We start from the raw sequence: 12902 nt of genomic DNA on the forward strand, positions 1-12902 counted from the left end.
CCGGCCGCGGCCTCGGCTCAGGCCACAGCCAGCGTGGCGGCAGGCTCGCTGGTGTAGCTGCGCACCAGGCGCAGCAGTTCTTCTTCCGAGTAGGGCTTGCCGAGGTAGTGGTTCACGCCCAGCGTGCGCGCGTAGTCGCGGTGCTTCTCGGCGATGCGCGAGGTGATCATGATGATCGGCAGGCCGGCCATCGAATCGTCCGCGCGGATGTTGCGCGCCAGGTCGAAGCCGTCCATGCGCGGCATCTCGATGTCCGACAGCACCACGGCCGGGCGCTCCTGCTGCAGGCGTTCGAGCGCCTGCAGGCCGTCGGCCGCGAGCGACACGCGATAGCCTTCGCGCTGCAGCAGGCGCTGCGTCACGCGGCGCACGGTGATGGAGTCGTCGACCACCAGCACCAGCGGCACCTGCGGCGCCGCGGGGGCCAGCATCGGCAACGGCTCCTGCGGCGCACCATGGTCGGCGCCGGCGGCATGCGCGGGCGCGGCCAGCGCGGCGGCCTGTCGCTCGCGCGCCTGGTCGCCATGCACCGCGGCCACCGCCACCGGGTTGTAGATGAGCGCCACCGCGCCCGAAGCCAGCACCGAGATGCCCGCCAGGCCCGGCAGCCGGGCCAGCTGCGGCCCGAGGTTCTTGACCACGACTTCCTGGTTGCCCAGCACTTCGTCCACATGCAGGCCGACCCGCTGCGCCGCGCTTCGCACGATCACGACGGTGTTGTTCCTGCTCGTGGGATGCTCGCTGCGCGCGGAGGCCTGCAGCAATGCGCCGGCCCAGTAGAAAGGCACCTGCTCGCTGCCGAACGGATGGCTGTTGTGCAGGTAGGCGGCCTCGAGCTCGGTGCTGCTCACGCGCTGCACCAGCTCGACCAGGTTGGACGGCACGCCGATCGACACCTCGCCGGCGCGCAGCATCACCACGTGCGTCACCGCGGTGGTGAGCGGCAGCACCAGCTTGAAGGTGGTGCCCTGGCCTGCCGTGCTGCGCGTTTCGATGCGGCCGCCGAGCGCGGCGATCTGCGCGCGCACCACGTCCATGCCGATGCCGCGGCCGGCCAGCTCGGACACCTGTCCGGCGGTGGAGAAGCCGGGCTTGAAGATCAGCTCGGTGGCTTCCTCGGGCGAGAGTTCCTGGCCGGGCGCGAGCAGGCCCAGCGTGCGGGCGCGCTCGGCGATGCGGCCGTGGTCGAGGCCGGCGCCGTCGTCGCGGAAGCTCACCGAGACGTCGTTGCCCTCCTGGTGCAGGTCGATCACGATCAGGCCGTTGGCGTCCTTGCCGGCCTTTTCGCGCGCGGCCGGTTCCTCGATGCCGTGCGCCACGCAGTTGCGCAGCAGGTGCTCGAAGGCGGGCGTCATGCGGTCGAGCACGCCGCGGTCCATTTCGATGGAGCCGCCGACGATGTCCAGGCGCACCTGCTTGCCGGTGTCCTTGGAGGCCTGGCGCACCACGCGGTAGAGGCGGTCGGAGATGCCCTCGAACTCCACCATGCGCGTGCGCAGCAGGCCTCGCTGCAGTTCGCGCGTCTGGCGCGCCTGAACGCTGAGGTCGTCTTCCGTGGCCTGCACCGTCTTTTGCAGCGTGCGCTGCACGGTGGCCACGTCGTTCACCGACTCGGCCATCATGCGCGTGAGTTCCTGCACGCGGGTGAAGCGGTCGAACTCCAGCGGGTCGAAGCTCTGCTGCGAATCCTTGGCCTGGGCCAGGCGCGACTGCATCTGGCTTTCGGCCTGTACCTCGATGTCGCGCAGCTGCTGGCGCAGGCGGTCGAGGTTGCCCGTGAGGTCGGAGAGCGAGCCGCGCAGCTGGCCGAGCTCGGCCTCCAGGCGCGAGCGCGTGATGATGACCTCGCCGGTCTGCGCCACCAGGCGGTCGAGCAGCTGGGTGCGGATGCGCACGGCCTGGCTCGACACCGCACGCAGCGGCGCCAGCAGCGCGGGGGCCGGACGCGGCAGCAGCGATGGCGCGGCGGCGGCTTCCGCGGCCGGGCTGGCGTTCTCGTCACTGGCGGCCAGTGTCTCGTCGTTGGCGGACACGCCCGATTCGGCAGGAACCTGCACCAGCTGCACGCCTGGCGAAGTCACCGAGGCCGTGGCCACCAGCTGGGCCACTTCGGCCTGGGTGGCATCGTCCGCGGCGCGCAGGGCGTCGAAGGTGGCCTGCAGCGCATCGAGGCGCGTGAGCAGCTTCTCGATCTCGGCCCGGTCGGCACCGCCCTGGGTGCCCAGCACTTCGATCTCGGACTCCATGCGGTGCGCGCGCTCGCCAAGGCGCATGGCGCCGGCCAGCCGGGCGCTGCCCTTGAGCGTGTGCAGCGTGCGCAGCACCGAGGCGCGCGGCGCGCTGTCGTCGGGATGGTGCGCCCACTGGCGCAGCGCCTGGCCCAGCTGGGGCAGCAGTTCCGCCGCTTCTTCCTCGAAGATGGGGAACAGGTCGACGTCGACCGCATCGACCATGTCGATCGCGTCTTCGGAATCGTCCAGCGCCACGTCGGCCACGTTGCCCTGCGCCACCAGATGCTGGAGCGGGCGGGTTTCGACGCGCGCGGCAGCCTCGGCCGGCATCGGCGCGGCGGCAATGTCGCGCAGCGCCTGCAGCGTTCCCTCGGACGGCTCGCGCAGGAAGCCGACGGCAAACTGGTGCAGCAGGCGGCGCAGCTCGTCGGCCGCGGCCACCAGCACCACGCCCTGTTCGCGCGAGCCGCTGCCCTGCATCTGCAGATGCTGCAGCGCGGCTTCGAGCAGGCGGGCCATGCCCGAGAGGCTGTGGAAGCCGACCGTGGCCGAGCTGCCGGCCAGCGAATGCGCGAGGGCAACGGTCGAGTCGGACAGCCGCTCGTGCGATTCGAGCGCCCACTCGCCCACTTCGGTGGCCAGTTGCCTGGACCACTCGTCGGCCTCGTTGAGGTAGACGTTGTAGAGCGCAATGCCGATGCGCAGCGGCCCGATGACCTTGACCTGGTCTTCGGCACCGGAGGCTGCGGCTTCGGCGGTTTCCTCGGCTTCGGGCAGCGGGGCGATTTCTTCGGCGGCGACGGGCGCAGCTTCCGCAACCTGGGCCGGTGCTTCGTCGGCGGCAACGGCAACGGCGGATTCGTCAGGCTCCAGCAGCAGGGCCGGTGCGGCCACGGGTTCTTCGGCGGGCACCGCTGCTGCGGGCTCTTCCGCCGGCACCGGTGCGGACTCCTCGGCAAGCGCCACGGGCTCGTCCGCCTTCGCCGGCACGATCTCGGTCGCCCAGTCGAGGTCGGGCAGCCCGTCCAGGGCCGGCGATTCGGGCGCATCGGCGGCCGGTGCCGGTTCGACGGCGGGTTCCGCCGTGAAGCGAGCGATCGACTGGACCGGCGCCTGCGCATTCGCGGGCGCAAGAAAATCGAAGTCGGCGCTGTGGTCGAAAGCCTCGGACCCTTCGACATCCGGCAGCGGCCTGGATTCGAAGTCGAGGAAATCGGTGGAAGCGAAGTCGTCGTCGGCTTCAGGCTTTGCAGCGGCCGGCGGCGTTTGCGGCGGCAGTTCGAATTGCGCGGCGGGTGCCGTTTCCACCGGCGCTGCGGGGGAAAGCGACAGGTCGGGCAGTTCCGGAAGTTCCAGCAGTTGCGCGGGTTCCGGCGGTTGCGCGGGTTCCGACATCGGTGCGGGAGCGGCCAGCGGCAGCTCCGCGGCGATGTGGCGCGCGGCCACGGCCAGGGCATCGGCATCGGCGACCCACGTCGGGGCGGCCGGCACGGGTTCGCCCGCCAGCAGCGCGTTGGCCACGCGGCTGAAGTGGCCCGACTTCCAGCCATGCTGGGCACCGGACGCAATGGCCTCGACCCACTGGCTGAATTCTTCGAGCGCCTTGCGGGTGCCGGTGAGCAGGTCGGGCGTGGCGTCGCGCTGGTCGGCCAGCCAGGTGTTGAGCACCTGCTCGAAGGACCAGGCGGCATCGCCGAAGTCGGTCAGGCCGACCATGCGCGAGCTGCCCTTGAGCGTGTGGAACGCGCGCCGCAGGATGGTGAGTTCCTCGGTGTCGTCGGGGTGGCTGCCCAGCTCGTCGATGGCGGCCAGGCCGTTCTGCACCACCTCGCGGGCTTCGTCCAGGAAGATGTTCTGCAGGTCGTCTTCTTCGAGCTCGGTCACCTCGGTATCGGGCAGGGCCGCGGGACCGGCGATCTTGTGGGTCCAGCTGTCGGCCTTGCTGCTGAATTCCTCGATGGGCGAGACCTTCGCCTTGCGGTTGGGCGTGGCGAGCGCGGCGAGCTTGGAGGCGATCTGGGCATCGACCTCCTCGATGCTGAGCACCGCTTCGGCGGCTGCGGGCGCGGCGCTGGGAGTCGCCGCCTCCGCGGCGCCATCGGCGGCCTGGCGGCCCATCAGCGGCTTGAGTTCGCCGGCATCGGCGTCGAACACGAACAGGCGCTTGGCGAGCGCCGGCTGGTAGCCCAGCATGTCGATCAGGAAGCCCAACGCGCCCAGGTTGTTGCCGAGCGCATCGAAGCTCTGCATCTCCTCGATCGGCGATGCGTTGCCCACCAGCATCTGCTCGACGTCGTCGCGCATGCGCTGGACGGTGCTGGCGGCCTGGTCGAGCCCCAGCACCGAGAACACGCCGCGCATCTGCAGCAGCTGGCTCGGCACGGTGCGCAGCAGGGCCTTCTCGGCGGGGCGGCGGAAATACTGGTCGAGCGATTTCTCGAGCTCGCTCAGGTGGCTGCGCAGTTCGTCGACCACGGTGCCCATGGTCTGGCGGTCGCTCACGCGCCGGTACAGGTCCTCCATCCAGGGCTCGAGCGGCTCCGAATGCCCGCCTGCGCGCACACGCTCGATGCGCCCGGCCAGCTGCAGGGTGCGGGAGGTGAGCTGCGGATCGCTCGGATCCAGGTCTTCGAGCGCGGCTTCCAGGTAGAGCACCGAGGTGGCGACTTCCATCGCCAGCTCGGTATCGGGCGGCTGGCTGGAGCGCACCGAGGCGTCGACCGCATGCGTGAGCGCCTCCACCATCGGCAGGATGGGCGGATGGAGCTTCTGCAGCGATTCGCCCAGCTGCGCGAAGGTGTCGGCCACCTGGCGCGTGCGGGTGATGTCGCCGCCCGAGAGCGCCGACCACATTTCCTTGGCGGTTTCGATGCGCTTGCGCGCCTGCGCCAGCACCAGCGGGTCGTAGCGGCCGAACTGCTCGACCGTGTAGTCGACCTGGCGCTCGGCGGCCACGCCCCAGGCGGTGCGGACGGTGCGCAGGGTGGCGGCCTCGTCCTGCGCGCCGGGCACGGCCTGGGCACAGAAGAACAGCAGGTCCTGGCCCAGGCGGTCGGACACCGCGCTGTCGCCGCGCGCCAGGGTGGCGTACTGCAGCAGCACGCGGGAAGCGGCGCGCTTCACATACGAATCGGCGGGAATCAGGCCCAGCGCCAGGGCCTCGAAGAAGCCTGCGGCCAGCGTCCAGAAGCTGGCGACGCGGGGCAGCAGCGCACCGCGCCCGAGCCCCAGGCACAGCGCATGCAGCCGCCGCGCGGCCTGCGGGTCGCCGGTCTTGACCAGCTGCAGCACCTCGCGGTCGAGCCGCGAACGCACCGCCGGGTCATAGCTGACGGCAGCCTGGGTCAGCGCGGGCCGCACCTCGACCCAGCGCCAGGCGGTGCTCCACAGGTCCGCCGGATGAACGCGCTCGTTGCCGACCAGTTCGAGCACGTCGCGGTATTGCGGGAACAGCGCCACCGACGACACGGCCTTGCCGGCCAGGAGCGCGTTGAGGAAATCGGTGACGGCAAAGCCGGCGCGCTCGATCTTCTGGACCGCGCTGTCGGTGCAGCGCTGCGGCTCGGCAATGAAGCCCTGCACCGCGAACTCGATGGCGCCGAGCACCAGAGCGGGCGCGTTGTTGCCCACCATCTGCAGCGCGCCCACGGATTGGTGCAGCTGCTGGCGGGCCATCTGCAGCGGGCCGCTTTCGAGCTCCGAGGCATTGCCCACGTCGCGCACGAAGCGCCGCAGCGACTTGCCGACGCTGTCGAGGGATTTCTGGATTTCGCCCAGAACCCAGGCCAGCGGCCCAAGGTCTTCGGTGGCCGGCACGTTGCCAGCGAGGGGGGCCGTGGCAGGGGTTTGAGTCGACACGTTGGATGCTCGCCGTTTTCTTGACTGTCAGTTTTCCACTGGGCGCTGCGCGCCCCGAATGCACGAAGCCTCCGCCATCGTTCCTTCGTGAAACACCGCAGAACCGGCTTTGCCGGGCTGCCGGTGCTGCCCCCGGAAGGGGGTTGGCGAAGCGACACGAAGTGCGCGAAGACTGGGGGAGAGCTTCATCAGGCGATCTTGAATCGGGCCACCGAGCGGCGCAGTTCCTCGGCCATCTGCGACAGCTCGCGCACCTGCTGGGCGGTGTTGCGGGTACCTTCTCCGGTCTGCTCGGTCACGGCAAAGATGTGCTGGATGTTGGCGGCCACCACGTTGGCCGAATCGGCCTCGCGGGAAGCGGACTGCGAAATCTGCTCGATGAGGTCTGCAAGCCGGCGCGACACGCGGTCGATCTCGGACAGCGCGGTACCGGCATTGTCGGACAGCTTGGCCCCTTCGACCACACCCTGCGTGGAACGCTCCATGGCGCCCACCGCGTCCTGCGTGTCGGTCTGAATGGCCTTCACCAGCGCCGAGATCTGGCGCGTGGCGTCCGCGGAACGTTCAGCCAGGCGCTGCACTTCTTCGGCCACCACCGAGAAGCCGCGGCCGGCTTCACCGGCCGATGCGGCCTGGATGGCGGCGTTCAGCGCCAGCACGTTCGTCTGCTCGGTAATGTCCGAGATCAGCTCGGTGATTTCGCCGATCTCCTGCGACGACTCGCCCAGGCGCTTGATGCGCTTGGAGGTTTCCTGGATCTGATCGCGGATCGAGTTCATGCCGCCGATGGCGTTCTGCACGGCCTGCAGGCCCGAGGACGCAGCCTGCAGCGACTGGCGCGCCACCGTGGCGGACTCCTGCGCCTGCGAGGACACGCCGTTGATCCGCTCGGCCATGGTCACCACCGACTGGCCGGTTTCGCGAATCTCGCGCAGCTGCTCGGTCGAGGCGGCGAGCAGTTCGGTGGAGGTGCTTTCCACCTGCGAGGTGGTCTGCGCCACGCGGGTGGCCGTGTTCTGCACGTTACCCACCAGCAGGCGCAGTTCTTCCACCGTGTAGTTCACCGAGTCGGCGATGGCGCCGGTGATGTCCTCGGTCACGGTGGCTTCCTGCGTCAGGTCGCCTTCGGCCACTGTCTGCAGTTCGTTCATCAGCCGAAGAATGGCGGCCTGGTTGGCGTTGTTGATGCGGCCCGCTTCTTCGCTGGCCTGCTCGGCCGCGAGACGCTCGCGTTCGGCCACGACAGCACGTTCGCGGCCTTCGCGCACCTGCACGAAACCGATGGCGCCGGCCAGAGCCAGGGCGGCCAGCGAGAGCACGAACAGCATCACGATCGTTCCGGCGCCCAGGCCGGTGCGCGCGGACAGCTTGTCCTGCAGCTCGCCGAGCGATTTGCGCAGCGGTTCGCTGTCGGTCAGGATGGAAGCCTGCGCTTCGCGCGCGGCCACCAGGCCCTGCAGGTTGCCCAGAATGGCCGAGGCCTGCGTGCGCATCTGCTCGTAGGTCTTGAGAATGGCTGTGAGCTGCTCGCGGGTCTGCGGGTCTTTCGAGCCGGGGAAGCGCTGCTGCGCATTGCCGTCGAGCAGGCCGCGCGTGGTTTCCTGGAAGGTGTTCAGGTCCTTGCCGAGCAGGAACACGGCGTCGGGGTTCACGCCCTCGACCGTGAAGAACTCGTTGGTCGACTTGCCGATGCGCTGGGTCAGCATCACGAGCTGGCCGGCCGCCGAAATTTCAGGCAGCGTGGCGTTCTGCTGCATCTTCAGCGAAGCGACGGTTTCCGTCATTTCGAGCAGCGCGGACGACTGCTGGTTGATGTCGCGCAGAGCGGCACCCACCTGGGTCAGGATCTGGCGCTGGGCCAGCACGACCTTGGCGCTGGCATCGGCACGGACAACCAGGGGGTTGATCTTGGCCATGTCCTCGTCGTACTGGTTGCCCACGCGCTCCAGGCGCAGGGCGTCGTCGCCGTTGGTCAGGCCCTGCACGCGGCGCGTGAGGTCGTCGGCGCTGTCCTTCACTTCGACGAATGCGGGCGCGCTGCCCACGAGAGCCTGGGAGATCGATTTTGCGAGCCGCTGCGACTGCATCAGCGACTGGCCGGTGGCGGCCACCTGCTGCGCAAGGCGCTCGGCGCGAAGAATGGCGGAGCCGGCCACCAGGAGCAGCAGCAGCACCACCACCGCGAGCATGATGGCCAGGATGCGCTGCTGGCGCGCCGGGTTCGAACCCGCTCGGCCGCCCGCGGCCTGGGCGCTTTCGGGCGATGCCGCCTCGTTGGCCGCCTCGCTGCCACCGAGCATTTCGTCGGCAAAGCCGGCGGGCAGCGGCGCGGCCGGCGCGCCGTCCTTGCGGGCCAGCCGAACGGTCTTTTCCTCCAGGGCCTGAACCGTGTCGACGTCGTCGAGCGATATGGAACCGGAGCCGTCGACGCGGGCCTTGTCGTTGCCGCTGTTCGCGGGCAGTAATTTCTTGAACTTGTCGGCGATCGAGCTCACGGTCGGTCCTTCAGGTGGTTGTCTTTGGGCTGTGCGGAAGCACTAGGCGCCAATACTCAAAAACTCGGGTTGCTGCGAAAGCGCCTGCAGGTTGACTTCCTGCCAGCGCTCGCCCGCCGCATCGGTGTACAGATGCCCCAGCCAGGCGGGTGCTTGCGCATCCGGCGGCTCCGAAGCCGTGAAGGCCTCGGCGCCGCGCAATCCCGCCAGCCGGTCGACCAGCAGTGCGCAGTTCACTTCGAGCAGCTCGTTGAGGGCAACGAGCCGCGATTGCATGCGGGCCGCCTCGGTGGCGGCCGTGTTGTCCGGCGCGCCCGAGGCGAATGCCGACAGGTGCACCACGCCATAGAGGCCGCCGCGCAGGTTGGCCACGCCCAGGAACCAGGGCTGCGTATAGGGCACGGGCTGCGGCGGCGTCCACGGGAAGATTTCTCCCGCGTGGCCGAGTGGGAACAGGTACTTGCCCTCGCCCGCCTCGACCGCGAGCCACGAGGCGGCGACGCCGGTCGTGCGCGCAGCCTGCAGGCGGCTCGCAAGCCGGGACTGGAAGGCTCGGAGAGCGTCGCGATTGGCCATGGACTCGGCAGGCGCCTGCTCAGGCCAGCGCGCTGATCTTGGACATCAGCTCGGCCGCGTTGACCGGCTTCACGATGTAGTCGCGGGCGCCCTGGCGCATGCCCCAGACGCGATCGGTTTCCTGGTTCTTGCTGGTGCACAGGATGATCGGGATGGCGGCGTACTGCGGATCGCGGGCAATGGCGCGCGTCAGCTGGAAGCCGTTCTGGCCGGGCATGACGACGTCCATGAGGATCAGGTCGGGCTGGTCCTCTTCGAGGCGGCGCATGGCGTCTTCGGCGTTTTCGGCGGTCTTGACCGCAAAGCCGTTCTTCTGGAGCAGGTCCGAGAGGAACACCAGTTCCGTCTTGGAGTCGTCGACGACGAGGATTTTTCGAATGGGCATTTACTGCACTTCCTGTTGAAGGGTGCCAAACTGCTGCACGGCCTGCAGCAGCTGGTCTTTGGTGAAAGGTTTGGTCAGGTAGTCTTGCGACCCGACCATGCGGCCGCGAGCCTTGTCAAAGACGCCGTCCTTGGAAGAGAGCATCACGACCGGAACATTGGAGAAATGAGCGTTGCGCTTGATGATGGCGCAGGTCTGGTAGCCGTCCAGCCGCGGCATCAGGATGTCGCAGAAAATCAGATGCGGCTTGTGGTCGTTAACCTTGGAGAGCGCGTCGAAGCCGTCTTCCGCGAGAAGAACCTCGTGTCCGCCCTGCTTCAGAAATATTTCGGCACTGCGCCGGATCGTATTGCTGTCGTCGATGACGAGCACCTTGTAACCTGATCCATTCGGCCCCATTGCACATGCTCCTGCTGAGATGAGACTTGGATGCCCGCCGCGCCGTACATCGGCGCAAATCGCGTAGCCCTATGCCATGCTTCAGATTTCAACCATTTCGAAGTCTTCCTTGCGCGCACCGCACTCAGGACATGTCCAGTTCATCGGGACATCGGCCCAGGCCGTGCCTGCCGCGATGCCGTCTTCCGGTACACCAACCGCTTCGTCATAGATCCACCCACAAATCAGGCACATCCAAGTTTTCGTATTCATCGGAGCTTAAAGTCCTTGTTCATTAAATGCAACGAGTGTATCTATGCGTATCTCACTGGCGGACGGTAAACGTCGCGCCCATGCCACCATCCAGGGGATTTCGCCCGGCGTATGACCATCTACTTACATCCAGCAGACCACGCCCGCAAACCGGGCAATCTTAACGACCCCCCGCCGGACGCCGAAGAGGTGGCCGAGCGCGACCTGAATCCGCCCTGCGTGCTGGTCTTCAACGCCAGCGATCCGAGCGGCGCGGGCGGCCTGGGCGCCGACGCCCTGGCCATGGCTTCGGTCGGCGCGCACATGCTGCCCGTGGTGACGGGCGCCTACGCGCGCGACACGGCCGAGATCTTCGACCATTTCGCCTTCGAGGAAGAGGCCATCGCCGAGCAGGCGCGCACCATCCTCGAGGACGTGGAGGTCCAGCTCATCAAGGTCGGCTTCGTCGGAACACCCGAAGCCCTGAGCACCATCGCCGAGACCGCCTCCGACTACCCCGAGGTGCCGCTGGTGGCCTACATGCCCAACCTTTCCTGGTGGGACGAGAACCTCATCGAGGGCTATCTCGACGCCTTCCGCGAGCTGCTGCTGCCCCAGGCCACAGTGTTGGTTGGAAACCACAGTACGCTGTGGCGCTGGCTGCTGCCCGACTGGAGCGGCGAGCGTCCGCCCGGCGCGCGCGACATCGCCAAGGCCGCCGGCGAGTTCGGCGTGCCCTACACGCTGGTGACCGGCATGGTGCTGCCCGACCAGTTCATCGACAACGTGCTGGCCTCGCCGCAGTCGGTGCTCGCCAGCGAGAAATACGAACGGCTCGAAGCCGTCTTTGCCGGCGCGGGCGACACGCTGTCGGCCGCGCTGGCCGCCCTGCTCGCGAGCGGCACCGACCTGGTGGCCGCCACCACCGAGGCCCTGGCCTACATGGACCGCTGCCTCGACGCGGGTTTCCGGCCCGGCATGGGCCACGTGCTGCCGGACCGCCTGTTCTGGGCCGAGCCGGAAGACGACGAGGACGACGATGAAGACCCCGACGCGCCGCAAGACTTTGCCCTGCCCCCTCACGACACCCGACACTGATGCCAAACGCTGACCAAAACGACATTCTTTTCGAGCGCGCCCGCGCCGTCATCCCCGGCGGCGTCAATTCGCCGGTGCGCGCCTTCAAGGCCGTGGGCGGCACGCCGCGCTTCATCCGCCGGGCCGAGGGCGCCTATTTCTGGGACGCCAACGACAAGCGCTACATCGACTACATCGGCTCCTGGGGCCCGATGATCCTGGGCCATGGCCACCCGGCGGTGGTCGAGGCGGTGCAGAAGGCCGTGCTCGAGGGCTTCTCCTACGGCGCGCCGACCGAGCGCGAGATCGAGCTGGCCGAAGCCATCCTGGCGCTGATGCCGTCGATGGAGATGGTGCGGCTCGTGAGCTCGGGCACCGAGGCCGCCATGAGCGCGCTGCGCCTGGCGCGCGGCGCCACCGGCCGCAAGCACATCATCAAGTTCGAGGGCTGCTACCACGGCCATGCCGACGCGCTGCTGGTGAAGGCCGGCTCCGGCCTCGCCACCTTCGGCCATCCCACCTCGGCCGGCGTGCCGCCCGAGGTCACGCAGCACACGCTGGTGCTCGAGTACAACAACATCGCGCAGCTCGAGGAAGCCTTCGCATTGCACGGCAACGACATCGCCTGCCTGATGATCGAGGCGATTGCCGGCAACATGAACTTCGTGCGCGCCACGCCCGCCTTCGCCGCCCGCTGCCGCGAGCTGTGCACGCAGCACGGCGCGCTGCTGGTGTTCGACGAGGTGATGACCGGCTTTCGCGTCGGCCTGCACGGCGCGCAGGGCGTGCTGGGCATCACGCCCGACCTCACGGTGCTCGGCAAGGTCATCGGCGGCGGCATGCCGCTGGCGGCCTTCGGCGGCCCGCGCGCCATCATGGAGCAGCTCGCGCCGCTCGGCCCGGTCTACCAGGCCGGCACGCTGTCGGGCAACCCGGTGGCCACGGCCTGCGGCCTTGCCACGCTGAAGGAAATCTCGAAGCCCGGCTTCTACGAAGCATTGGCGAAGAAGACCCGCACGCTGGTCGACGGCCTCAAGGCCGCTGCAGCCGCCGAGGGCCAGCCCTTCAACGCCGACAGCGAAGGCGGCATGTTCGGCTTCTTCCTGATGAACGAGCTGCCGCAGAACTACGCGACCGTGATGACCACCGACAACGCGCAGTTCAATGCGCTGTTCCACGGCCTGCTGGATCGCGGCGTGTACATCGCACCGGCGCTCTACGAGGCGGGATTCGTAAGCGCCGCGCACAGCGAGGACGACATCGCGGCGACCATTGAGGCGGCACGGCAGGTTTTCAGAACAGCCCGATCGCTCTGATCTGCTGCGGGCGCCATCAGGGCGCCTATTTTTTTACTCGGCGCTGCCACATGGCGCAGCGCTGTCACAAGCCAGTCGTTCACTTGAATCGGCTTGTGATGGCCGTCGTCCGTCTGCCGCAAAGACAGTTTTCCCGGCACAGATATATCCACGCGATAGCCGTTCTGTTTAGCCGCCGGCGCAAATAACCCTCTCTTCCAGTCGGCCTTCGCTAAACAATTTTCGAAATCGGTGGATGTATTGGCAGCGAATCGCCAGCCAGTCCACCAAATGGAACTGGCCCTGCCAGGGAGGGCTCCGGCAGCGCAGTCGGGGGTGGTCGCGTCAAGGGAGA

At 68.3% G+C, this 12902-nt stretch carries 8 protein-coding genes; 2 read left to right on the forward strand and 6 right to left on the reverse strand.

Annotated elements, in window-relative coordinates:
- Positions 1-17: 17 nt before the first annotated feature.
- The 6 genes from RZE77_RS23725 to RZE77_RS23750 all read right to left on the reverse strand — a co-directional run bounded on the left by RZE77_RS23725 (position 18) and on the right by RZE77_RS23750 (position 10196).
- Entirely contained in the window at positions 18-6089 is a 6072-nt protein-coding gene (locus RZE77_RS23725; protein ID WP_319439535.1) for a hybrid sensor histidine kinase/response regulator, read from the reverse strand.
- 188 nt (positions 6090-6277) lie between these two features.
- Complete coding sequence (locus RZE77_RS23730; RefSeq protein WP_319439536.1) at positions 6278-8584, reverse strand: methyl-accepting chemotaxis protein; 2307 nt, start codon at positions 8582-8584, stop codon at positions 6278-6280.
- A gap of 42 nt (positions 8585-8626) precedes the next feature.
- A complete protein-coding gene (locus RZE77_RS23735) occupies positions 8627-9160 on the reverse strand; it encodes a chemotaxis protein CheW (protein WP_124958691.1) in 534 nt (177 codons plus the stop codon).
- Between the two features lie 19 nt (positions 9161-9179).
- A complete protein-coding gene (locus RZE77_RS23740) occupies positions 9180-9545 on the reverse strand; it encodes a response regulator (RefSeq protein WP_015867389.1) in 366 nt (121 codons plus the stop codon).
- Positions 9546-9944, reverse strand: a complete 399-nt coding sequence (locus tag RZE77_RS23745; protein WP_015867390.1) for a response regulator — start codon at positions 9942-9944, stop codon at positions 9546-9548.
- 81 nt (positions 9945-10025) lie between these two features.
- Positions 10026-10196: a rubredoxin gene (locus RZE77_RS23750; RefSeq protein WP_007838397.1), complete on the reverse strand. Its 171-nt coding sequence runs from the start codon at positions 10194-10196 to the stop codon at positions 10026-10028.
- A 111-nt stretch (positions 10197-10307) separates the two neighbouring features.
- On the opposite strand from RZE77_RS23750, the gene thiD reads away from it, so the two are divergent.
- Positions 10308-11273, forward strand: coding sequence for a bifunctional hydroxymethylpyrimidine kinase/phosphomethylpyrimidine kinase (thiD, locus tag RZE77_RS23755; protein WP_319439537.1), 966 nt, complete (start codon positions 10308-10310; stop codon positions 11271-11273).
- Positions 11273-12568: a glutamate-1-semialdehyde 2,1-aminomutase gene (gene hemL, locus RZE77_RS23760; RefSeq protein WP_319439538.1), complete on the forward strand. Its 1296-nt coding sequence runs from the start codon at positions 11273-11275 to the stop codon at positions 12566-12568. The genes thiD and hemL overlap by 1 nt, the downstream gene beginning before the upstream one ends.
- Positions 12569-12902 lie beyond the last annotated feature (334 nt).

Source organism: Variovorax sp. SPNA7 (assembly GCF_033807855.1).
Taxonomy (GTDB): Bacteria; Pseudomonadota; Gammaproteobacteria; order Burkholderiales; family Burkholderiaceae_C; genus Variovorax; species Variovorax beijingensis.

What these genes read in the sequence shown, in the direction of transcription:
- thiD (WP_319439537.1), top strand. Translation starts at nt 10,308, where the DNA reads ATGACCATCTACTTACATCCAGCAGACCACGCCCGCAAACCGGGCAAT.
- hemL (WP_319439538.1), top strand. Translation starts at nt 11,273, where the DNA reads ATGCCAAACGCTGACCAAAACGACATTCTTTTCGAGCGCGCCCGCGCC.
- RZE77_RS23745 (WP_015867390.1), bottom strand. Translation starts at nt 9,944, where the DNA reads ATGGGGCCGAATGGATCAGGTTACAAGGTGCTCGTCATCGACGACAGC.
- RZE77_RS23750 (WP_007838397.1), bottom strand. Translation starts at nt 10,196, where the DNA reads ATGAATACGAAAACTTGGATGTGCCTGATTTGTGGGTGGATCTATGAC.
- RZE77_RS23735 (WP_124958691.1), bottom strand. Translation starts at nt 9,160, where the DNA reads ATGGCCAATCGCGACGCTCTCCGAGCCTTCCAGTCCCGGCTTGCGAGC.
- RZE77_RS23740 (WP_015867389.1), bottom strand. Translation starts at nt 9,545, where the DNA reads ATGCCCATTCGAAAAATCCTCGTCGTCGACGACTCCAAGACGGAACTG.